This window comes from Polaribacter sp. Hel1_85, from assembly GCF_000766795.1.
Classification (GTDB): Bacteria; Bacteroidota; Bacteroidia; order Flavobacteriales; family Flavobacteriaceae; genus Polaribacter.
The window spans coordinates 326,069-349,570 of the sequence record NZ_JPDS01000003.1 but is presented as its reverse complement, the minus strand read 5'-3'; the positions used below and the strand labels follow the sequence as shown (position 1 = coordinate 349,570).

20 protein-coding genes are annotated in these 23,502 nt (G+C 30.0%); 13 read left to right on the top strand and 7 right to left on the bottom strand.

Translation table 11 applies throughout. From position 1 onward, the window contains the following. Positions 1 to 75: 75 nt before the first annotated feature. Positions 76 to 1,545: a Na+/H+ antiporter NhaC gene (nhaC, locus tag PHEL85_RS15285; RefSeq protein WP_036827171.1), complete on the top strand. Its 1,470-nt coding sequence runs from the start codon at positions 76 to 78 to the stop codon at positions 1,543 to 1,545. 1 nt (position 1,546) lies between these two features. Beyond that, complete coding sequence (locus PHEL85_RS15280) at positions 1,547 to 1,999, top strand: GNAT family N-acetyltransferase (protein WP_036827168.1); 453 nt, start codon at positions 1,547 to 1,549, stop codon at positions 1,997 to 1,999. On the opposite strand, the gene PHEL85_RS15275 is transcribed toward PHEL85_RS15280, so the two are convergent. Then, positions 1,950 to 2,204, bottom strand: coding sequence for a hypothetical protein (locus PHEL85_RS15275; protein ID WP_036827166.1), 255 nt, complete (start codon positions 2,202 to 2,204; stop codon positions 1,950 to 1,952). The genes PHEL85_RS15280 and PHEL85_RS15275 overlap by 50 nt on opposite strands. A 324-nt stretch (positions 2,205 to 2,528) precedes the next feature. Beyond that, complete coding sequence (locus PHEL85_RS15270; RefSeq protein ID WP_036827165.1) at positions 2,529 to 4,487, bottom strand: putative porin; 1,959 nt, start codon at positions 4,485 to 4,487, stop codon at positions 2,529 to 2,531. 188 nt (positions 4,488 to 4,675) lie between these two features. On the opposite strand from PHEL85_RS15270, the gene PHEL85_RS15265 reads away from it, so the two are divergent. Both PHEL85_RS15265 and PHEL85_RS15260 read left to right on the top strand, forming a co-directional pair. Further along, positions 4,676 to 5,275, top strand: a complete 600-nt coding sequence (locus PHEL85_RS15265; RefSeq protein WP_036827163.1) for a ribonuclease HII — start codon at positions 4,676 to 4,678, stop codon at positions 5,273 to 5,275. Positions 5,276 to 5,655: 380 nt separating this feature from the next. Beyond that, positions 5,656 to 6,708 carry a nucleoid-associated protein gene (locus PHEL85_RS15260; RefSeq protein WP_036827161.1) on the top strand — a complete coding sequence of 351 codons (1,053 nt, stop codon included), beginning with the start codon at positions 5,656 to 5,658 and terminating at the stop codon, positions 6,706 to 6,708. A gap of 29 nt (positions 6,709 to 6,737) precedes the next feature. Here PHEL85_RS15260 and lipB read toward each other — a convergent pair whose 3' ends face one another. Further along, on the bottom strand, positions 6,738 to 7,448 hold the full coding sequence (gene lipB / locus PHEL85_RS15255) for a lipoyl(octanoyl) transferase LipB (RefSeq protein ID WP_036827158.1): 711 nt from the start codon (positions 7,446 to 7,448) through the stop codon (positions 6,738 to 6,740). Positions 7,449 to 7,518: 70 nt separating this feature from the next. On the opposite strand from lipB, the gene PHEL85_RS15250 reads away from it, so the two are divergent. Together PHEL85_RS15250 and PHEL85_RS15245 are read left to right on the top strand one after the other, a co-directional pair. Then, positions 7,519 to 11,226, top strand: coding sequence for a zinc-dependent metalloprotease family protein (locus tag PHEL85_RS15250; RefSeq protein ID WP_036827155.1), 3,708 nt, complete (start codon positions 7,519 to 7,521; stop codon positions 11,224 to 11,226). Then, complete coding sequence (locus PHEL85_RS15245; RefSeq protein ID WP_036827153.1) at positions 11,223 to 11,906, top strand: hypothetical protein; 684 nt, start codon at positions 11,223 to 11,225, stop codon at positions 11,904 to 11,906. Before PHEL85_RS15250 ends, PHEL85_RS15245 begins: the two co-directional genes overlap by 4 nt. 73 nt (positions 11,907 to 11,979) lie before the next feature. On the opposite strand, the gene pruA is transcribed toward PHEL85_RS15245, so the two are convergent. Next, the gene (gene pruA, locus PHEL85_RS15240) at positions 11,980 to 13,605 is read right to left on the bottom strand and encodes an L-glutamate gamma-semialdehyde dehydrogenase (RefSeq protein WP_036827150.1); all 1,626 of its coding nucleotides are present in this window, start codon (positions 13,603 to 13,605) and stop codon (positions 11,980 to 11,982) included. Positions 13,606 to 13,758: 153 nt separating this feature from the next. Between pruA and PHEL85_RS15235 the strand changes: the two genes are divergently transcribed. Next, complete coding sequence (locus PHEL85_RS15235; protein ID WP_036827148.1) at positions 13,759 to 14,439, top strand: NRDE family protein; 681 nt, start codon at positions 13,759 to 13,761, stop codon at positions 14,437 to 14,439. On the opposite strand, the gene PHEL85_RS15230 is transcribed toward PHEL85_RS15235, so the two are convergent. The 3 genes from PHEL85_RS15230 to PHEL85_RS15220 form a co-directional block, all read right to left on the bottom strand. After that, on the bottom strand, positions 14,436 to 15,410 hold the full coding sequence (locus PHEL85_RS15230; RefSeq protein ID WP_036827146.1) for a DUF3667 domain-containing protein: 975 nt from the start codon (positions 15,408 to 15,410) through the stop codon (positions 14,436 to 14,438). The genes PHEL85_RS15235 and PHEL85_RS15230 overlap by 4 nt on opposite strands. Positions 15,411 to 15,556: 146 nt before the next feature. Next, the gene (apaG, locus tag PHEL85_RS15225) at positions 15,557 to 15,943 is read right to left on the bottom strand and encodes a Co2+/Mg2+ efflux protein ApaG (protein WP_036827143.1); all 387 of its coding nucleotides are present in this window, start codon (positions 15,941 to 15,943) and stop codon (positions 15,557 to 15,559) included. A gap of 74 nt (positions 15,944 to 16,017) precedes the next feature. After that, positions 16,018 to 17,235, bottom strand: coding sequence for a DUF5103 domain-containing protein (locus tag PHEL85_RS15220; RefSeq protein WP_036827141.1), 1,218 nt, complete (start codon positions 17,233 to 17,235; stop codon positions 16,018 to 16,020). 205 nt (positions 17,236 to 17,440) lie between these two features. Here PHEL85_RS15220 and PHEL85_RS15215 point away from each other — a divergent pair, with 205 nt between their 5' ends. The 6 genes from PHEL85_RS15215 to nqrF are packed head-to-tail and all read left to right on the top strand — an operon-like array spanning position 17,441 to position 23,455. After that, positions 17,441 to 18,790, top strand: a complete 1,350-nt coding sequence (locus PHEL85_RS15215; protein WP_036827139.1) for a Na(+)-translocating NADH-quinone reductase subunit A — start codon at positions 17,441 to 17,443, stop codon at positions 18,788 to 18,790. Positions 18,791 to 18,794: 4 nt separating this feature from the next. Next, a complete protein-coding gene (locus PHEL85_RS15210) occupies positions 18,795 to 20,003 on the top strand; it encodes an NADH:ubiquinone reductase (Na(+)-transporting) subunit B (protein WP_036827138.1) in 1,209 nt (402 codons plus the stop codon). Positions 20,004 to 20,005: 2 nt separating this feature from the next. Continuing rightward, positions 20,006 to 20,752, top strand: coding sequence for a Na(+)-translocating NADH-quinone reductase subunit C (locus tag PHEL85_RS15205; protein ID WP_036827136.1), 747 nt, complete (start codon positions 20,006 to 20,008; stop codon positions 20,750 to 20,752). Between the two features lies 1 nt (position 20,753). Further along, positions 20,754 to 21,401, top strand: a complete 648-nt coding sequence (locus PHEL85_RS15200; protein ID WP_036827134.1) for an NADH:ubiquinone reductase (Na(+)-transporting) subunit D — start codon at positions 20,754 to 20,756, stop codon at positions 21,399 to 21,401. Positions 21,402 to 21,407: 6 nt separating this feature from the next. Next, the gene (gene nqrE / locus PHEL85_RS15195; RefSeq protein WP_081965165.1) at positions 21,408 to 22,145 is read left to right on the top strand and encodes an NADH:ubiquinone reductase (Na(+)-transporting) subunit E; all 738 of its coding nucleotides are present in this window, start codon (positions 21,408 to 21,410) and stop codon (positions 22,143 to 22,145) included. Next, a complete protein-coding gene (gene nqrF, locus PHEL85_RS15190; RefSeq protein WP_036827130.1) occupies positions 22,145 to 23,455 on the top strand; it encodes an NADH:ubiquinone reductase (Na(+)-transporting) subunit F in 1,311 nt (436 codons plus the stop codon). The genes nqrE and nqrF overlap by 1 nt, the downstream gene beginning before the upstream one ends. The last annotated feature ends 47 nt before the right edge of the window (positions 23,456 to 23,502 follow it).

Below are 23,502 nucleotides of genomic sequence, written 5' to 3'. Positions count from 1 at the left end.
CACAAATGTAAGCAACCATTTTCATTTGCATAACATTTTGTAAAATCGTAACATTACAAGACTAAAAAGATACATATGCCAGAAGACAAAAATCTTTCAGAAATTAATATAGAAGATCAAAAAATAATTCATAATAATGAGCTGAATTTATTTGAATCATTAGTGCCAGTTGTAATTTTAATGGCTTTGTTAGCTTATAATATCTTTTTTGTTGATGGACAAGAATGGTTTGGAGGTTATACAAATCAGTATATTCTTTTAATGGGAGGTTTAGTTGCAGCTGCTGTAGGTTTTTTTAATAAAGTATCTTTTTCTACAATGATTGCTGAAGTTTGGGAGAATTGGAAAAGTGTTTTTGTGCCAATTATGATTCTTTTTTTAGTAGGAGCTTTGGCAGGAACTTGGTTGGTAAGTGGTATTATTCCAGCTATGGTTTATTATGGATTACAGGTTTTAAGTCCAGAAATATTTTTACCAGCTTCTGTAGTAATTGCAGCTATTATTTCTATAGCAACAGGAAGTTCTTGGACAACTTCTGCAACAGTTGGTATTGCGTTAGTTGGTATTGGTAGTGCATTAGGTATTCCTACAGGGATGATTGCTGGAGCTGTAATTTCTGGAGCTTATTTTGGTGATAAAATGTCTCCACTTTCTGATACTACAAATTTAGCGCCAGCAATGGCAGGTACAGATTTATTTACACATATAAAATACATGTCTATTACAACAGTACCTACAATTATAATTACTTTAATTGTATTTGCATTTTTAAGTGGTACAATAGACACATCAGGTAGTGCAGATATTAGCAATTTGTTAGTAACAATAGATAATACATTTCATATTTCTCCATGGTTATTTTTAGTTCCTGGTATTGTAATTGCCATGATTTTAATGAAAACAAAACCATTAATAGCTTTAGGAACAGGTGTTGTTTTAGCAGCAATTTTTGCATTTATTTTTCAAGGTGATATTTTAGATAGTTTATCAACGTCTAAATTTCAATCTATAATTAATGCAGTTTTAACAGACATAAATATAGAAACGGATAATGAAAAATTATCTGAATTATTTTCTGCAGGAGGAATGAATGGAATGTTGTGGACCATCTTTTTAATTATTTGTGCGATGGTTTTTGGAGGAATTATGGACGCAATTGGTGCATTGGCAAAAATTACCAAGAGTTTATTATCTGTTGCAACTTCTGTGTTTGGTTTATTTGCAAGTACAGTTGTAAGTTGTTTAGGTTTAAATGCAATTGCTTCAGATCAATATTTAGCAATTGTAATTCCAGGTAAAATGTTTAAAAAAGCCTATGAAGATAAGGGATTGGCCCCAGAAAATTTAAGTAGAACTTTAGAAGATTCTGGTACTGTTACTTCTGTTTTAATTCCTTGGAATACTTGTGGAGCTTACCAATCTAGTGTATTAGGAGTTTCTGTTGCAGATTATGCTATTTATGCGATTTTTAATTACTTAAGTCCTTTTACAACGTTATTCTTTGCTGCCTTAAATATTAAAATAAGACAGTTAGTAAAGAAATAATATGATTGTGCCTGCTATTTTTTCTGATGCAAAACAACTTACCGAAATTGCATTAAAATCGAAAGCTTTTTGGGGGTATTCTAATGATTTGATAGAGAGTTGGAGAAATGATTTAACAGTTACTTCTGCAATGATTTCTAATTGTGGGATTTTTAAATTTCTTGTTAACAATGAGATTGTAGGGTTTTATGTCTTAAACTCACCAAAAGAGAAAACCATAGAATTAGAAATGTTGTTTATGTTGCCTCAATTTATTGGCAAAGGAATAGGAAAACAACTATTACAACATTTATTTGAAAAAGCGTTGAAATTGAATGTATACTCAATGACATTATTAGCAGACCCAAATGCGGTACCTTTTTATAAGTCGAAAGGATTTTATCAAATAGATAGAAAAGAAAGTTCTATTTCTGGTCGTTTTTTGCCAATAATGCAAAAAGATTTAAAACAATAGAAATCAATAAAAGCAACCAAGGACTTCCATGTAGTAAAACATCAAACCAATCTTGAGCTTGCATTGCATTTTCTCCAGAAAAAGCATTACCACCTAAAATCCATTGAATCTTACCTATAATATGAGGAGGATTAAAAGGAGCTAATCCCAAAGTTAAACTTGCTATTAAAAAGAGCTTGCAGTTTTTTTTAAGTTGATTTTTCATGTTTTCCAAGAGTAAAAAATTTATAAATAGAAAATATAAAAATGATTGAAGAATGAAAAGTTATGTAAGTTAGAATTTTAAAATAAAAACCAAAACTATATTTATCATCTTTAATTATAATTATTAAGAATAAGTATATTATGATTAGTGATATATTCAAAAATATAAATGTTGACAGTTTTTTCCATCTAGCGAAGAGAAGTAAACTAGCGAAACTTGAAAATAATAAAATTGTAAAAAAAGCAAAAATTAATGTCATAATTTTTTTTTCATAAACAAGCTAAAAGTCCTTCCTTTAGGGAAGGATTTAGGATGGGCTTCTTTTTAAATAAACCAGTTCCAAACCAAACCAAAACGAATTACAAAATCTCGATAAGGATAATTAGGAGCAGAAAAATAATTTTTTTCTGTAAAGCTAGAAGTTACGTTCTCAATTTTAAAAAACAAACGTGTTCTTCTTACTTGTGCATTAAAGAAAACATCAACAGAAGGAAAACCTATTTCTTCGTCGTTTTGCAATGTAAATTCTGCCAATAACGGATTATAAGCATTCATTTTATATTTTGTAAAGTAATTAAAGGTAGCTCCAATATTTACCAACATTGGTTTTCCTTTAAACCAATAATCTTCATAATATAAAGTGTTTCTAGTAACTAGTTCTGGAACTCTAAAAACAGAACTTCCACTACTTACATTTTGGTACATTACAGTATTGTCTAAAGCAATTTTCCAATATCTAAACTCTTTATTTGCCTTTACTTTTAAATATGTAATCTGATCTGCAAACTGCTGAGGTTTGTTGTTTTCATCAAAATATGTATAGTTATCTATATTGGTAAAATTAAGTGTAGCATTTCCCCATTTGGAGTTAAATGCAAAACCTAAATCTCTTGTATTTACTGAGCTATAATCATTTTGCCAATTGTAGTCATCATATTTACTTTGATGTAGTATTGTGTTAAAATTTGCAGATTTAGAACTAATTAATAAACTACTTTTTAATTCAAAAACACTGTCCTTTTTATAAAGTGCTTCACCTTGTATAAAATTACCAGATAACCTACCACTTCCTGGGCTTAAATTTCCTGTAGCATTTAACTGAAAGTTTTTAATCTTTGCATTCCAATCAGCTCCAAAAGAAATAGCACTACCTTCTAATTTTATTTTAGAAATGTTACTATTACTGTTTAAAATAGTATCATATCCATAAGAATATTTTACAATATTTACTTTGGCTTTAAATTTACCAAGAACATATTTTGAATTAAATTCTAGGTTTAACTCGTTGTTAGTAATTGTGTTTTGTGCTTCATTATCACTTGCTCCAGAGTCTGTTGCAGTTCCAAAAATAGACGAAACTGTTGGTTGAGTAAAACTATATTCTTTAGTTTCATTTGTAAAAACATGTCCAACTTTTAAATTGCTAAAATCTTTTTTATTAATAGTGTCTTTACTAGCTAGTAACTTGTAGCTATGCTCTAAATATACTCTTCTTCCTTCAAATTGATTTTCGGCATCTGTAAAATTCACATCCAATCTAGCCCTTGTTGTGTAGTTGTCATCATTACTTTGAAATTTCTCAATTTCTGTTTGTGGCAATCCACCACTTTCTTGATTAAAAAAATCTTGAGAAGTTAAATGACCACGAATTTCATATTGATTTTCTTTTGTTCTATAATGAAAAGCCCCTCTAAAGTTACCATGACTTGCTAAAGATCTTCTGTAAGCTCCCAAAGAGCGAATCCCTTTGTAAGAAAGAGAAACATTTAATCTTGGTGAAAAATTTAATGTAAAAAGAGCATCTAAAACCTGTCCTTGTTGCAAGCCAGTTCTGTAAGTTATTTCTGTAGTTGTTGTAGGAACTTCGTAATATTTTATTTCATCAATATCTAAATAACTAAACTGTTTTGCTGTAAAACCAATATCCGGAAATAGTTTTAAATTACTAAAATTATATCCTAAATTTGTAAAAGTCTGACCTTGATTATGAAAAGCTAATAATTCAAAATTATCTGTTCTTAAATAATTGAATTTATAATCTTTTTGTATCGTTAAAGTCGTATCAATATAAGTCGTATCTCTTTGGTGAGAAAAGATTTTATAATCTGTATATTTTGTTTTTCCAGATAACTTTACGGTAATTTCACCAGAACTTCTAAGAGAATCGTTTTGAATGTTGCTAAAACCATTCCCATTTTGAAACGATTTAAGAGTTTTTTGCGAAAACAATGTGTTTACACTTAAAAAAGTAAGTATCAAAAGATAAAATAACGATTTGTTCATAGATTGTTTCTGCAATGGCAAATGTAAAATAATTTAACGAAAATAATTGTTAATAATTATCACGAAAACTGTTAATTAAAGTAAATTTATTTAAAGAATCTTTAAAAAGTGTCATTCCCGTAAAATTCATGCTCAACTAGATTGGGCTAACAGCAATTTAAAAGAAAAAGTTTTCTTTTCTTTGTAAAATGTTAACATCAAATTTTAGTGGTTTTTCTTTAGAAGCAGGTACAGATGAAGCTGGTAGAGGTTGTTTGTCTGGGCCAGTGGTTGCAGCAGCAGTAATTTTACCCAAAGACTTTACACATCCTTTTTTAAACGATTCAAAGCAATTATCAGAAAAGAAAAGAGATGAATTACGCCCTTTTATAGAAGAAAATGCTATTGCTTTTGGTGTTTCGTTTGTTTGGCAAGAAGAAGTAGATATAATTAATGTTTTGCAAGCTTCTATAACTGGTATGCATCGCTCAATTGAAATGCTAAAAACACAACCAGAATATATTATTGTAGATGGTAATAAATTTAGAGATTATAAAGATATTCCACACAAAACTATAGTAAAAGGAGATGCAAAATATCTAAGTATAGCAGCAGCTTCTGTGTTGGCAAAAACGTATAGAGATGCCTATATGGCAAAAATTCATCAAGAATTTCCTATGTATAATTGGCAAAAAAATAAAGGGTATCCTACCAAAGAACACAGAAATGCAATTAGAGAATTTGGAGCAACAAATTACCACAGAAAAACATTTAAGCTATTGCCAGAACAAATAAAATTAGATTTGTAAATCCTTTTTTAGAAGCCATTTCCTGCTTTCCATTATATCTTTTTTTATGAAAAAAAAAGGATGCCATTTCAATCAGGGCTAAACTAACTCACCAATTTTTATAATAAATTTTTAAATTTCCTCTTTTTAATGACCTATTTTTAATTTTAGTAAGAATTCACGTTTTATGAAACGGAAAACATCCAAAGAACGAAGTGGTCTGGATGTGATAGTGGAATAAAATATTGAATTCAAGAAAATTAAAATCAGTCTAGATTTTTTTGTTTCTTTTTTCATCAATGGAAAAAAGAAAAAGAATAAAAAATAGTTTCACACTAATTTCATTTTATTAAAATTCATACATAAAGTTTTTCTATTTTTACGCTCCAAAATTCTAAGTGATGATTAAAAAAACCAGAGCAGAAATTACAAAATGTATCCTTCATAAAGTTGCAAACAAATTTAATAGCGGAAGCAATGTTTTTTCTGAAGACTTAATTCGTTTCGATCAAGAAAGTTACGATTTAATGAAAGGGTTTTTACTAAAACCTTTTGGTGGTTTAACACAAAGTTACCGATTTTCTCATCATGCAGATGTTCGTTTAAATGAACTAAATAATTACGCTTCAGAAGTTTTTAAAGAAGAAAGTACATTTGTAGAATACTCAAAAAACATTGTAAATCATTTATATGAACAATCTAATTCTGCCCAGATAAAAACAGGAGATGTGTTGGTTGTTTTTATAGAAGGTATCGAGTATAAAGATGTTTTAACAGAAGCAGTTGGAGTTTTTAAAATAGAAAATAAAGTCGACTTTTTTCAAACCTATTTAGACGATAACGAAAGTTGGGATGTAGTTGTACAAAAAGGAATTTCAACAAAAAGAATAGACAAAGGTTGTTTAATTTTAAATACTTCAGACACAGAAGGTACTATTGTACTTTCGGTAGATAATAACAATTATGATGCTCAATATTGGATTAAAAACTTCTTGTCTGTAAAATTAGCAGACGATTATAATTCACATACACAGAATTACTTAGAGTTGTGTAAAGAATTTTCAGAAGAAGTAATTAAGCCAGAGTTAGGAATGCATGAACAAGGAAATTTCTTAGCAAATACTGTAGATTATTTTAAAGAAAATGAAACTGTAGATTATGCTACATTTAAAGATGAAGTCTTTGAAGAAGAGAAACATAAAGAAAAGTTTGATGAGTATAAAAAACATTTCGAAACGTTAAACGATGTTTTAGTTAGAAATAATTTTGATGTTTCTGGAGTTGTTTTAAAGAAAGAGAAGAACAAGCTTAAAACAGAAATTAAATTAGACACTAATATTAGTATAAAGCTAGATGTAGATGCACCAGAAGCCGCTTCAGAATATTTAGAAAGAGGTTATGATGAAGAAAAGAAAATGAAATATTACAAAGTGTATTTTAACGAAGAAAAGTAGTTTTGTTAGTTGTTAGTTGGGTAAAATTTTCATAAACCATCAACCAAAAACTCATCAACCTCAAATAAAGCTTTAAAATGTTTTAAAATTTTAGTTTTTACTTCTTCTAAATCAACTTTTCTGTTTAACTCAGCTTCCATAGAAGTAACTGCTTTACCTTTAATTCCACAAGGAATAATATTATCAAAATAACCCAAATTTACATTTGCATTCAAAGCAAAACCATGCATAGTTACCCAACGTGAAGAGCGAATTCCTATAGCACAAATTTTACGAGCAAAAGGCGTTCCAACATCTAGCCAAACACCAGTTTCGCCTTCACTTCTAGTTCCTTTTATTCCATATTCTGCAATCGTTAAAATAATTGCCTCTTCTAAAAAACGTAAGTATTTATGAATATCTGTAAAGAAATTTTCTAAATCTAAAATAGGATACCCAACAATTTGTCCAGGACCATGATAGGTAATATCTCCACCACGATTTATTTTGTAAAAAGTAGCACCTTTTTCTTCAAGCTGTTTCTCATTTAGTAATAAATTACTAAAATCACCACTTTTTCCAAGAGTATAAACATGAGGATGCTCCACAAATAAAAAATGATTTTTGGTATCATTCTTGTTGTTGTTTCTTCGATTATCAATCTTAACAGCTACAGTTTCTTGTAGTAATTCAGTTTGATAATCCCAAGTTTCTTTATAATCTTTTACAGATAAGTCTTTTAGTAATATGTTTCTATTCATAATCTCGACAACAAAGGTAAATATTTGTTTATATTTGAAGACTAAAAATTTCTATTTTAAATTATAATTCATGAAAATTAGATTAACCTTTGTTTTTGTTTTTGCTACGTTTTTTTTATCTGTAGGAGAGGTTAATGCTCAAAAGTTTTGGAAAAAACTAGAGAAAACTAATTCTTCATTACAAAGAAAAGAAATTTATAAAAACAAAAATTTTCCTTCTAAGTATAAATTGTTGTCATTAAATATTAATGAATTAAAAACTGACTTAAAGAAAAAGCAAGAGATTATAGTATTGCCAAATGAAAAAGGAGAATTGTTGAGGTTTAGTATTAAAGAAACTTCAAATTTTGAATCAGATTTATCGGCTAAATTCCCAACAATAAAATCTTATTCAGCACAAGGTATAGATGATCCTACATCTGTGGCTAAAATAAGTGTTGGTATCGATGGCTTTCATGCAGTTGTATATTCTGGAAACGAAAAAACGATATATATAGACCCTTATTCAAAAGACAATAAAGATTATATTGTTTATAAGAGAAGTAATCTAGGTAAAGATGAAAAAGACTTTAGTTGTAAAGTAGAGGAAGTTGTAAGTAAAAATTTACAGCCAGAAAATTTAGCTAGAAACGCAAACGATGGAAAATTAAGAACATTTCGTTTTGCAATTGTTTGCAGTGCAGAATATGCACAATTTCATTTAAAAAGACAAGGTACTTCTGACACAGCTACAGATGCAGAAAAAAAAGCAGTTGTTTTATCAGCAATGAATACTTCATTAACAAGAATTAATGGAATTTATGAAAGAGATTTATCTGTAAAAATGGTTTTAGTTGCTAATAATGATGAAGTAATTTTTTTAGACGCTGCAACTGATGGAATTACAGATGGAGATCCTGAGACAATGATTGATGAAGTTCAAACTATTTGTGACACAAAAATTGGAAATGCTAATTATGATATTGGCCATATTTTTAGTATTGGAGGAGATGGTTTAGCAGGTGGAGGTGTAGTTTGTGTTACAGGCCAGAAGGCAAAAGGAGTAACTGGTAGAAGTGAGCCAATTGGAGATGCATATGATGTAGATTTTGTAGCGCATGAAATTGGACATCAATTTGGGGCTAATCATACTCAAAATAATAATTGTAATAGAAATAATGCAACAGCAGTAGAACCAGGAAGTGCATCTACAATTATGGGTTATGCAGGTATTTGTTCGCCAAACGTACAAAACCAAAGTGATGATTATTTTCATACTGTTAGTATTACTGAAATGTGGAATACTATTCAATCTTCTGCAAATTGTGCCACGTTAACAGATACGAGTAATTCAGCACCAATAGCTAATGCCGGATCTGATTATAATATACCAAAATCTACTCCTTTTGTTTTAAAAGGAATGGCAACAGATGTTGATGGTACTTCTAGTTTAACTTACAATTGGGAGCAGATAGATAATGGAGTTGCATCAATGCCACCTTTGTCAACAAATACAGGAGGGCCATTGTTTAGGTCATTACCATCTAAAACATCACCAAATAGATATTTACCAGAATTAGCAACAATTGTTGCAGGTAGTACTGCTACAACTTGGGAAGTCTTGCCATCTGTAGCAAGAGATATGAGTTTTTCTTTTCTTGTTAGAGATAACAATGCAGGAGGAGGAAGTACGGCTAGAGATGATATGGAAATTACAGTAACAGATGCAGAAGCATTTGTTGTTTCAACTCCTAATTCTGCAGTTACTTGGGATACAGGTTCTACACAAACAATTACATGGAATAAAGGAACCACTGATGTAGCTCCTATAAATTGCCAAAATGTAAATATTAAATTATCTATTGACGGAGGTTTGACTTTTCCGATAACCATAAAGTCTAACACACCAAATGATGGAACTGAAGATGTTGTTATTCCAAATAATGCAACTACTACTGCTAGAATAATAATTGAAGCTGCAGACAATATTTTTTATAATGTAAATTCAACAAATTTTACAATAAATTCTACTGTTCCAACATTTTTAATGAGTAATACAAGTGGAGTTCAATCTGCATGTAATTCAGGAAATCAAACAGTAAGCTATGTTTTAAATTTTGATTTTTTAAATGGTTTTTCTGAACCTGTAACTTTTACGACAACAGGTCAACCTTCGGGTGCTACTATTGTTTTTACACCAAATTCAATAAGTGGAAGTGGTGATGTAGTTATGGAAGTTTCTAATTTAGATGGATTAACACCTCAAAATTATAGTATTAATATTAAAGGAGAAGCAGTAACAGTTAATCAAAACATAGATGTTGAATTAAATTTAACAACTTCTACTTTTGATGTATTAACATTAACATCTCCAGTAAATGGGGCAACAGGTGTTGCTTTGTCAGAAGAATTAAAATGGGATGCAGATTCTAATGCAGTTTCTTATGATGTGCAGGTAGCTTCAGATAATAATTTTACTTTTATTATATCTAGTGGAAATGTTATCACAAATTCATATTTCATAAATGACCTTTCTGCAGATACAACTTATTATTGGAGAGTAAAAGCTAAGAATAATTGTGGTGAAGGCCCTTATTCTAGTATTTTTAGTTTTACAACGTTTACACCTTCTTATTGTACTTCAACTTTTACAGATGAAGCTAATGGTTCAGAGCATATAACTAATGTTTCATTTAATACCATTAATAATAATTCAGGAAATGATACTGAAGATGGTTATGAAGATTTTACAAACATAAATACAATTGTAGAAAGAGGTGAATCACATCAAATTAGTGTGACTTTAGATACAGGAGGTTATCAAGATCATTGCTATGTATTTATTGATTGGAATCAAGATTATATTTTTGACAATACAACAGAAAGATATGATCTTGGAGGTGAAGTAGATGATGTAGCAACTGCAAGTTTTAATATTAATGTACCCAGTGATGCTAAAATAGGTAGCACAAGAATGAGGGTTATTATAGAGTATGAAGACCCGAGTGATGGATTTGGAGAAGGAGCTTGTGATGAAGATCATTTAACAGAATGGGGTGAAACAGAGGATTATACAATAATAGTAATTGGAGTAGATTCGAATAGTTATATAATTCAAACAACTTCTGAAACTTGTGTAGATCAAAATGATGGAATTATTAATGTAGATATTAATCAAACTGGATTAACTTCTCAAATAGTTGTTACTGGTCCATCAACAAATGTAAATCAAATACTAACTAGTGATAATTATTCGTTATCAGATTTAGAACCTGGAGATTATGAAGTTTGTATAACTGCCCAAGAAATAAATCAAACTCAATGTTTTGAAGTGGTAATTGAAGAATCTGAAGAAATAGCATTAAAAGTGGCTGAAAGATCAGCTGGAAATTATTCATTTAACATTTCAAGTGGTACAGCTCCCTATAAAGTATTTCTTAATGAAAAATTAGTATATGTTTCTGAAGAAAATATTTTTGAAGTTGTATTAGAAGAGAATGGAAACTTAGAGGTAAAAACAGTAAAAGATTGTGAAGGATCATTTAAAACAAGTATAGGTAATATTTATTTAAAACAAAACCCTGTTGTAGATGCTGTAGAGTTAGTTTTGCCGTTTAACTTAGGAGAAAGGTTTGTAAATGCTATGGTTTTTGATATGAATGGAAAACTTATTTTTAACAAATCAATAAAAAAAGAAAATAATAATTTATCAATCCCTTTTTCTTATGTCGCTAAAGGTGTTTATATTTTAAAGTTATCTATAGAGAATTCTAAACCTATTAAAATTATAAAACAATGAAAAGAGTAATAAATTTTGTTGTGCTAGCAAGTTTTATTTTGTTAAACTATGGTTGTAATAATGCTGATGGATTAAATATGCCAACTACAGATGTGCTTAACTTATCATTTCCAACAAATAATTTTTTATGTATTGAGAATACTATAACTTTTGAATGGAGTGATGAATTAGAATCTGAAAACAGCACAATAAATTATACTATTATTATAGCAAAAGATAGAGCTTTATTAGATATCGTAGAAAATAGTATAGTAAACGAAGCTAAAATTACAGTTACTTTAAATAAGGCAACAGCTTATTATTGGAAAGTAATTGCTGTAAACACTCAAAATAATGAAGAAAGTAATTCAGAAATTTTTTCTCTTTATACAAAAGGAGACGGAATAGTAAATTACGCACCATTTGCTTCTAAATTGGTAGCCCCTTTAGATAATAGCATTATTAGTTCTAATTCGTTAGATTTAAAATGGACAGGTTCTGATGCAGATTTTGGAGACGTTTTAACTTATGAACTTTATTTTAGTGAAACTTCACCACCAACATTAATAGAAACTTCTTTAACTTCAGAATCTTATACTGTTATTCCAGAAATAGGAAAGACTTATTATTGGAAAGTAAATGTTGTAGATCAAAATGGAGCAAAATCTATTGGTCAAACTTGGAAGTTTACTACGAATTAAACAAAGTGTAGTTCATAAATAAAGCCTCATCATTTAAATGATGAGGCTTTATTATTATGTAAAATTGATTTTCTTATCCTAAGAAAGGATATTTATAATCTGTTGGAGTTACAAATGTTTCTTTAATTAAACGAACAGAAGTCCAACGTAATAAGTTTTGAGCAGAACCAGCTTTGTCATTTGTTCCAGAAGCTCTTGCTCCTCCAAATGGTTGCTGACCTACCACAGCTCCTGTTGGTTTGTCGTTAATATAAAAGTTTCCAGCAGTATTTTCTAAGGCTTTAGAAGCTTTTTCAACAATATATCTGTCTGTAGAAAAAATTGCTCCAGTTAATGCATATTCTGTAGATTCATCAACTAGTTTTAATGAAGCTTCCCACTCAGCATCTTCATATACAAAAACAGTCATCACTGGTCCAAATAATTCAGTTGTCATTGTTGCGTATGTTGGCGATTTTGCTAAAATAACAGTTGGCTCAATAAAATAACCTACAGATTTATCGTGGTTTCCACCAACAATAATTTCTGCATTATTATCAGCTTTAGCAGCATCAATAAAACTAGAAACTTTATCAAAAGAAGCTTCATGTATCACTGCATTTACAAAGTTTGATGGATCTTCTGGAGAACCCATTGTAATTTCGCTAGTTTGAGCAATTACATGTTTTTTAACTTCTTCCCACATTGAAGCTGGAATGTAAGCTCTAGAAGCGGCAGAACATTTTTGACCTTGATACTCAAAAGAACCTCTTACAATTGCAGTTGCAACTTGTAATGGATTAGAAGAGTTGTGCGCCCAAATAAAATCTTTTCCACCAGTCTCTCCAACAATTCTTGGATATGTTTTATATGTGTGAATGTTGTTACCTATTTGTTTCCATAAGTTTTTGAAAACATGGGTAGAACCTGTGAAATGTAATCCAGAGAAATCTGGAGAACTTAAAACAGTGTCAGAAATCATAACAGGATCTCCATAAACTACATTTATTACTCCATCAGGTAAACCAGCTTCTTTAAATAAATCTACAATTACTTGTGCAGAATATGCTTGATGATCAGAAGGTTTCCAAACTACAACATTACCCATTAAAGCAGCAGCAGCAGGTAAGTTTGCAGCAATAGATGTAAAGTTAAAAGGAGAAATAGCATACACAAATCCTTCTAAAGGTCTGTATTCAACTCTATTCCAGATTCCTGGTGCAGATGCTGGTTGATCTTTAAAAATGTCTGTCATATATTCTACGTTAAAACGGAAGAAATCAATCATTTCACAAGCTGCATCAATTTCTGCTTGATGTACGTTTTTAGATTGGGAAATCATTGTTGAAGCGTTCATTTTTGCTCTATAAGGACCTGCTAATAATTCAGCAGCTTTTAAGAAAATAGAGGCTCTTTCCATCCAAGAAACACTTGACCAAGCTTCTCTGGCGGCTAGAGCAGTAGAAATTGCCGTGTCTATATGTGATTTATCTGCAGTATGATATTGTCCAACTACATGCTTATGATCATGAGGAGGTGTAATATTTCTAGTATTACCTGTTCTAACTTCTTCACCATTAATATGCATTGGCACATCAATATTACTGTTAAACATTGCTTTATAAGTAGCTAATAATTCTTCTCTTTCTGGAGAGCCAGGAGCATAACCTTTTACAGGTTCATTTACTGCTTTTGGAACATTAAAAAATCCTCTTGCCATATTGTATGTTATTTAAATTTTATCGACTAATTTTGAGATTCAAAGTTACAATTTTTGTTTCAATAAATTTGATGGATATTTAATGTCTTTTGTTGCATTAAATTCAAAGAATTTACATAAACATGAAATTTATCATAAATAAGTAGTGAGAATATGTGTACAGTAACCTATTTGCCTTTAGGCGATAATAATTTTATTTTAACTTCTAACAGAGATGAAACCCCATTGAGAAATACGATTTATCCACAGAAATATCTAGAAAACGGTGTAGAGTTAACGTATCCAAAAGATGAATTAGCTGGTGGAACTTGGATTGGTTTGAGTGATAAGAAACGTTTGGTTTGTCTCTTAAATGGGGCCTTTGAAATACATGTAAGAAAGAGTTTGTATAAAATAAGTAGAGGAATTATTGTAAAAAATATTTTATCTGCAGATGATGGAGTTTCTTATATAAATAATTTTGATTTTACCGATATAGAGCCTTTTACATTAATTCTGGTAGATTGGAAACACCAATTAGAAACTTATGAATTGGTTTGGGATGGAGAAAAAAAGCATTTTAATAAATTACCTCAAGAACCTAAAATTTGGTCTTCTTCAACTTTGTATACAGAAGAAATGAAGCAATTAAGAAAAAAATGGTTTGCTGATTTTTTAAAGGAAAATACAAGGTTTCGTCAAGAATCAATTATTGGATTTCATCAAAATGAAAAACTAGGAACTGCTGAAACTTCACCAAAAATGAAAAGAGAGTTTGTTGAAACGGTAAGTGTTACATCTGTACAAAAAGAAAATTCAACAGTAAATATGTTGTATTTAGATTTATTGAATTAATAAAAAGCAAAAGAAATTAAGCCAACCATCGTTACACCTAATGTTCCTAATAATAGATAGACAAAGTTTAACATAATGAACTTTACAAAGGTTTTAAAATAACCTTGTTGATAGAATTTTTTCATTGCTAAAAACAGGTATAATAAAAATAAGAGTATAAAAATCCAAAAATTTTCCGTTGCAATAAAAAGAGTAATTATTGAAAATATTGTTAACAACATAAATAAAACTGTTTGTGTATGGAAAACAAAAATTAAATGGTCTACATAAGTATATTTTCTTCTTATGTAAAACAGTTTTAAAAATAATGTAAAAATTGGTAAGAATATAAATAAAGAAATTGAAGCGTAAGAAATTAACTCACTAATAAATTTATCTCTATTGTCTTTCTTAACCATTGAGTTTGCCGCTTTTGCCCTAGTATATAAAAATCTGTTTGTAAAGTTTTTATCATAATTTAGGCTGTCTAATGCTTGGTCTATTTTTGAGTCTGGATATTTTTTTTGATACTTAACAAATTTATCTAATCTAGAGCCCCCATTAAATGAAATTCTGTTTCCATCAGACATTTTAATAGCAGTTGTGTCTTTGGCTTCTTTTTCGATTTCTTTTAAAATTTGGTTTTTGGCTGCCTCTGGAATTGGAATAATAGCAGCATCTATTTTATCTGAAACTAACGTTTTTAATGAATCAATTTCTTTTTGTGTTATTTCTTTAGTATTATCGTCCTTAACAACTTCAACAATATTTTCTTTGTTGCTTTTAGTTAGTTCATCAAATCTTTTTTTACTCATTATTAATCCAATAATCAAAAAAAAGATAATAGACACTGTTATATAAAATCGAAAAGGATTAGAATATCTACTTCTTTTACCTTCTTTATAATCTTTAGAGACTTTACCTGGATTAATTAAAAGCGGTATTAATGTTTTCCAAAATTTCGCATCAAAATTGAATAACCCATTAAACATTTCGTAAATAAAATTTTTAAAATAAATTTTATCTCCTTTATTTGCTTGACCACATTCTGGGCAAAATTTTTCCTGTCCAAAAAATGGATGACCACAATTTAAACATTTAGGGTCTTTAATTTTAGCTACTTTTTTTTTGGATTTAGTTAGTTTAATATCGTTTGGTTTGTAAGTTGAAATGTTGGTATTATTACTTTAAATTGCTCATAAGTTTCGGTGTTTATCATAGTGTAAAAACCTTTCATAGCACCTATGTTAGATTCTAGAAAACAACCAGAACTATATGTGTATGTGTCATTTGGTTTTAAAATTGGGGTTTGCCCTACAACACCTTCTCCACTTACAATCTCTGTATTATTAAGGGTGTCAAAAATTTTCCAAAATCGATCTGTTAGTTTTACTGTTTCTAAAGATTTATTTTCGATAGTAATTACATATCCAAAAATATGATACAACTTATAATTTCTATAGCTTGTGCCATTGTATTTAGTTTCAACAGAAATTTTAATTCCTTTTGTAATTTGATTTACCATTGCAAGTAAATGTAGTTTTTTTGAATATAAACCACAAATGATTTTTTATTTCATTTAAGAAATTCAAAAAAGTTTTATCTATTTTGATTGAAGTAACCTTTGCCAACACCAATTACACGTTGGTAAAAACTGCCAAAAGGTTTGTAGTAAACAATAACTGAGTATTCGTTTTCGGTTTCATAAAAAGAGCCATTTACATCATTTGTGTTTATGTTATTGTTAGCATCTTTAGTGGCATAAGTGTAATTGTAAAAACCTTGTTTTAGTAAAATGTTTCCTTGGTAAGCATTTGCTTCGGGGTTATAATACATTTTGTTTTCCTCAGAAATTGTAAAATCATTAAAAGCACCATAAACATAGATTTCTTTTTCTGTAAAGGGTTCATCAACCAAAATAGAAAAATGCATCATGGCATAATCTGCTTCTGTTTCATTATCATTTGCTTCTAAAGTTCTAATTACAAATTGCCCATTAATATCTGGGTTGTATTTGTAATTTCTGTATTTATTATATGTAAATGGATATAAATAGTGATGAAAAATATCTTTCCTTATCACTTTTACAACATTTAAACTACTGTTTCTAATTATTTTATTATCAAAATTGAAATATTCGTTTCCTCCCCAAAAATTGGTTTTATTGGTGTAAGTGTATAATAATTGATTTGGTTTGAAAAACGTAGGTTGTAGATTGGTGGTTTTTTCATTCCAATTATTATTTTTTAAAACGACTACATTTATTTCTTGCCTTGGATTGTTAATTCTAATATTTGGATGATTTATAGAGAATTGAACTGTTTGTTGTGTGTTTAAGGTTTTTGTATTTCTGCTTCTTTCTACGGTTACACCAATTGTAGTTGCACTTTCATATAAAACAAAACGTCTTGTAAAAACAACTTCATCATCATAATTTAATACGGATAAAAGATAATTTCCACTTTTTGTAATTATGGTATTAATATTAGGTATTTGAACAGAATAATGCGTGTAATTTTGAAAAGTGTTAAAAGAGTTAGTAACATCTATGATTGTATTTTGTTCAAACCCATCTATATATTGACTAGAAGATAATCTGCTAGATTGCCAATCATGTGTCATGTGTTCTATTTTATATTGATAGTCTTTACTGTCTGCATCTAAATCATCAAAAGATAATTCTAAAACAGTACCTAAAGGAACAATTGAAGAAAAGTTGTTTTCTTGTAGAGGTCTTAATTGGATAGATTTTATGTTTTGTGAAAAAACATTTAAGCAAAAAAGGATAAAAAAAGGAATTAATAATTTCTTAAACATATTACAAAAATAGGATACATTTATTTGAATTATCAATATTTAAGCCAAAATTTAAAACTACAACGTTTTCTTTATAAATATTTATTTAGAACAATTATAAATAAGATTTTTTAGCCAAGATAAAAGTTAAAATGTTCCTGTCATAAATAGCAAAAACCCTAAATTTGCATGATTTTTTTAAGATAACTAACAATTCCAATTTACTATGTCAAAAGACATTCGTATTAAAAAAGGCTTAGATATTAAGCTTGTTGGCAATGCAGAAAAAACAACTACTAAGGTTTCTTTAAGTAGTGTTTATGCAGTTAAGCCAGAAGATTTTCACGGAATTACACCTAAACTTATAGCAAAAGAAGGCTCAGAAGTAAAAGCTGGAGAAGCACTTTTTTATTCAAAAAGTGACGAACGCATTTTATTTCCAAGTCCGGTTTCTGGTAAAGTAGTAGAGATAATTCGTGGAGCAAGAAGAAAAGTGTTAGCAATGAAAATTGCAGCAGATTCAACGCAAGAATATAAAGATTTTGGTTCTAAAGATGCAGCAAAAATGTCTGCAGAAGAAGTAAAAAATCATTTATTTGCTTCGGGTTGTTGGCCATTTGTAAAACAACGTCCTTATGATGTTGTTGCAAATCCAAACCAAGCACCAAAAGCTATTTTTGTATCAGCATATGCAAGTGCACCTTTAGCAGCAGATTTAGATTTTACTTTAGCGGGTAAAGAAGCAGAATTGCAAGCAGCAATTACAGCTGTTTCTAAACTTACTAATGGTAAAGTTCATGTTTCTGTAGGTTCAAATTCTAATTCACCTTTATCAAGTTTAAAAGGAATAGAAATTCATAAAGTTTCAGGACCACATCCTTCAGGAAATGTGAGTACACAAATTGCAAACATAGATCCTATTAATAAAGGAGAAGTTGTTTGGGTAATTACACCACAAGATTTAGTAATCATTGGTGAGTTACTTTTAACAGGTAAGTTTAATGCTAGAAGAATGGTAGCATTAACAGGTTCTAAATTTAGCAAACCACAATATGTATCTGCAATTGCAGGAGCTACAATTAGTGATGTAACTGCAAGTAATTTAGAAAACGATAATACAAGAATTATTAGCGGAAACGTACTTTCTGGAAAGCAAGTAAAAGAAGATGAATTCTTAGGGTATTATGATAATCAAATAACTGCGATTCCAGAAGGAGATGATTATGAATTATTTGGATGGACAGCTCCAGTATTCAATAAAATATCAACTACTAGAGCGTTAACTTTTTCTTGGTTAAACCCAAAGAAAAAATACGATTTAAATACAAATACAAACGGAGAACATAGAGCATTTGTAGTTACTGGTTCTTACGAGGATGTTTTTCCTTTAGATATTTATCCAATGCAATTGTTAAAAGCATGTATGTATAAAGATTTAGATGAAATGGAGGCTTTAGGTGCTTATGAAATAGCACCAGAAGATTTTGCACTAACAGAATTTATTTGTGTATCAAAACAACCTCATCAGAAAATCATTCGTGAAGGTTTAGATTTAATGAGAGAAGAATTAGGATAAGATTATGGGCTTAAAACAAAATTTACATAATTTAAAAGAAAAATATAAAGGGACAAAAATGGCTCCTGCGTTTAACGCAATCCATACCTTTTTATATTTGCCAAATGAGACGACTCATGGAGGAACTCATATTAAAGCAGCAGACGATTTAAAACGTACAATGAATACTGTAATTATGGCAATGGTGCCATGTTTAATATTCGGTATGTTTAATGCAGGTTTTCAACATAATGTAGCAGTAAATGGTAATTTCGCTTCAGGAATGTCTTTCTTTAGCGGAGACTTTTGGAACTTTGGAAACTTACTAATTGGTGCTGCTAAAATATTACCATTGGTAATTATTTCTTATGGTGTTGGTTTAGGAGTAGAATTTATTTTTGCTATTATAAAAGGACACGAAGTTGAAGAAGGGTATTTAGTAACAGGAATGTTAGTTCCATTAATTGTACCTGTTGATACGCCATTATGGATGTTATCTGTAGCTGTAATTTTCGGTGTTGTTATCGGAAAAGAAGTTTTTGGAGGTACAGGAATGAATATCTTAAATCCAGCTTTAACAATTAGAGCTTTCTTATTTTTTGCATATCCAACTTGGATGTCTGGAGATAAAGTTTGGGTAACAGGAGCAGTAGAAACAGCAGGAACAGCAGATGCTATTTCTGGAGAAACTGTTTTAGGAAGTTTAGCACAAGGTAAAGAGATCGTATATTCTGCTTGGGATATGTTTGTAGGTTTTATTCCTGGTTCTGTTGGAGAAACATCTACTTTATTAATCTTATTAGGAGGTCTTTTCTTAATATTTTCAAAAATAGGAAGTTGGAGAATCATGTTAAGTGCTACTTTAGGAGCTTTAGCAATGGGTTTAATATTCAATCAAATTGCAGATGCAGGTATTATTACTGAAAGTAGTAAGTTTTATAGTTTGATGAACACACCTTTTTGGCATCATTTATTAATTGGTGGTTTTGCTTTTGGAGCTGTTTATATGGCTACAGATCCTGTAACAGCATCACAAACAAATAAAGGAAAGTGGATTTACGGTTTCTTAATAGGGTTTATCTCAATTATGATACGTGTCTTCAATCCTGCATATCCAGAAGGAGTAATGTTAGCAATTTTGTTAATGAATGTATTTGCACCAACCATTGATCATTATGTGGTTCAAGGAAATGTAAAAAGAAGAAAGAAACGTTTAAAAGCCAAAACTGCTTAGTTATGTCTAAAAACACAGATAGTAATTTATATACAATATTATTCGCCACAGGTATGGTGATAATAGTAGGAGCAATATTAGCGTTTTTCGCATCGTCATTAAAACCTACGATTGATGAAAATAAACGTATAGAAAAGCAACAAAATATATTATACGCAATGGGCGTAAACGAAAATGATGAAACTAGTGCCGTCTTTGTTTCTAAAGGCAAAGTTGCAGCAGAATTTTCTAAATATATTAAAAAACAATTGGTTATTGAAGGGACAAAAGTTTCTGAAGATGCAAATGCATATTTAATTGATATTAAGAAAGAACAAACAGCAGCCAAAGAAGGTAAACAAAGAAAGTTACCTTTATTTATTGGAGAAAAAGATGGTAAAACATTTTACATTGCGCCAATTAGAGGTAAAGGTCTTTGGGATGCAGTTTGGGCTTATGTTGCAATGGATGCCAATATGGTAGTTCAAGGAGCATATTTTGATCACAAAGGAGAAACGGCAGGTTTAGGTGCAAACATTAAACAACGTTACTTTATGGATGATTTTATTGGAGAACATTTATTAAAAGATGGAGATTTTAAAGGAATTTCAATTTCTAAATCTAATAATGATCCAAAGAACATAGAAAAAACAGATAACGAAGTAGATGCAATTGCCGGTGCAACAATTACTGGTGATGGAGTTTCAGCAATGATTAAATCTGAGTTGAAAAAATACGTATCATATTTTAACACTTTAAAAACAAATTAATATGGGACTTTTATCAAAAAAAGACGCAGCATTAATCACAGATCCATTTGCAGATAATAACCCTATTACTATTCAGGTACTGGGAATATGTTCTGCATTAGCAATTACAGCAGAATTAAAAGCATCTATTGTAATGGCAGTTTCTGTATTGTTTGTGTTAGGTATAGGAAACGTGGTAATCTCTTTAATGAGAAACATTATTCCTTCAAAAATTAGAATTATTGTACAGTTAATTGTTGTTGCAACATTAGTAATTATTGTTGATTTAGTTCTAAAAGCTTTTCAGTATGAATTAAGTAAAACATTAGGAGCCTTTATTGGATTAATTATTACAAACTGTATTATTATGGGACGTTTTGAAGCTTTTGCTTTAGCAAACGGACCTTGGAAATCTTTCTTAGATGGAATAGGAAATGCAGTTGGTTATGGAGTTATCCTAATTATTGTAGGTTTCTTTAGAGAGTTATTAGGTTCTGGTACTTTATTAGGATTTAAAGTTTTAGGAGATCCAATTGAAAAAACAGGATTGTATTCTATAGGATATGAAAATAACGGATTTATGTTATTAGCACCAATGGCATTAATAGTTGTTGGAATTATTATCTGGATTCAACGTAGTAGAAATGAAGCATTAATTGAAGATAACTAAAAAGATATGGAACATTTAGAATTATTTTTCAAGTCAATTTTTATAGATAACATGGTATTTGCTACATTTTTAGGAATGTGTTCTTACTTAGCAGTATCTAAAAAAGTAACTACAGCAGTAGGTTTAGGAGCAGCAGTAATTTTTGTATTAGCTGTTACAGTTCCTTTAAACTGGTTATTAGATCAATACATATTACAACCAGGAGCATTATCTTGGTTAGGTGCAGAATATGCAGAATACGATTTAAGTTTCTTATCATTTATTCTATTTATTGCAACAATTGCAACAATGGTACAATTGGTAGAAATTATAGTTGAGAAATTCTCTCCTTCTTTATATAATTCATTAGGTATTTTCTTACCATTAATTGCAGTAAACTGTGCAATTTTAGGTGGATCATTATTTATGCAATCTCGTGAGATAGCCACTTTAGGGTTAGCAACAACTTATGGTATTGGATCTGGAATCGGATGGTTTTTAGCTATTTTAGCTATTGCAGCTATTCGTGAAAAAATTAGATATTCTAACATACCTGCTCCATTAAGAGGACTAGGAATTACGTTTATTGTAACTGGTTTAATGGCAATAGGTTTTATGAGCTTTGGTGGAATGTTAACAGGTGGTGATGAAGAAGAGAAGGATGCTCCAAAAACAGAAGCTGTTATTGAAGTTAAAGAAGAGGTAAAAGCTAAAGAAATGAACAATAAAGAATTAGCGAACAACACTAAAGAAATTATAGAATAATGATGTTAGCCGCAAGTACATTAGGAACCATTGTAGCTACAGTAGCTGCATTCTTAGTAATAACTTTGTTATTAGTTGCATTGTTATTATTTGTAAAACAAAAACTATCTCCATCTGGTCCTGTAAAGATTACCATTAATGGAGAAAGAACAATTGAAGTTGCTTCAGGTGGATCTTTATTATCTACTTTAGGAAACGAAAAGATATTTTTACCATCTGCATGTGGTGGAGGAGGAACATGTATTCAATGTGAATGTCATGTAAATTCTGGTGGAGGTGAAGCTTTACCAACAGAAACACCTCACTTTACTCGAAAAGAATTAGCAAATGGTGTGCGTTTATCATGTCAAGTAAAAGTAAAACAAGACATGGATATTTCTATTCCAGAAGAAATTTTTGGAATTAAGAAATGGGATGCAGTTGTGGTAAGAAACTATAACGTAGCAACTTTTATTAAAGAGTTTGTGGTTGAGATTCCAGAAGATATGGGTTACAAAGCAGGAGGGTATATTCAAATTGAAATTCCAGCTTGTGAAGTAAATTATTCTGAGATGGACATTACAGCTCACCCAGAAGAACATGATACACCAGATAAGTTTGAAGCTGAATGGGATAAGTTTAAACTTAGACCATTAGTAATGAAAAATGCTGAAACTGTAGAAAGAGCATATTCTATGGCTTCTTACCCTGCAGAAGGAAGAGAAATTATGTTAAATGTACGTATTGCAACACCTCCTTTTGATAGAGTAAAAGGTGGATGGATGGATGTAAATCCAGGAGTTGCATCTTCTTATATTTTTAATTTAAAGAAAGGAGATAAGTGTGTAATTTCTGGACCTTATGGTGAATTCTTTATCAACGAATCTGATGCAGAAATGCTTTATGTTGGTGGTGGAGCAGGTATGGCGCCAATGCGTTCTCACTTATACCACTTATTCAGAACATTAAAAACGGGTAGAAAAGTTACTTATTGGTATGGAGGTCGTTCTAAAGCAGAATTATTTTATATCGAACACTTTAGAGCTTTAGAAAAAGATTTTCAAAATTTTAAATTTTATATTGCTTTATCTGATCCTACAGATGCAGATAATTGGGTAAAGAAAAAAGATATTAACGATGAAGCAGGAGATGGTTTTGTAGGATTTATACATAATTGTGTAATAGAAAACTACTTAAATCATCATGAAGCTCCTGAAGATTTAGAATTATATTTCTGTGGACCACCATTAATGAATAACGCAGTTCAGAAAATGGGTGAAGATTTTGGTCTTGCTGATGAGAATATTCGTTTTGACGATTTTGGAGGGTAGACAATAATTGTCATTCTTTTAACGACAGAAATCTAAAATATTAAACC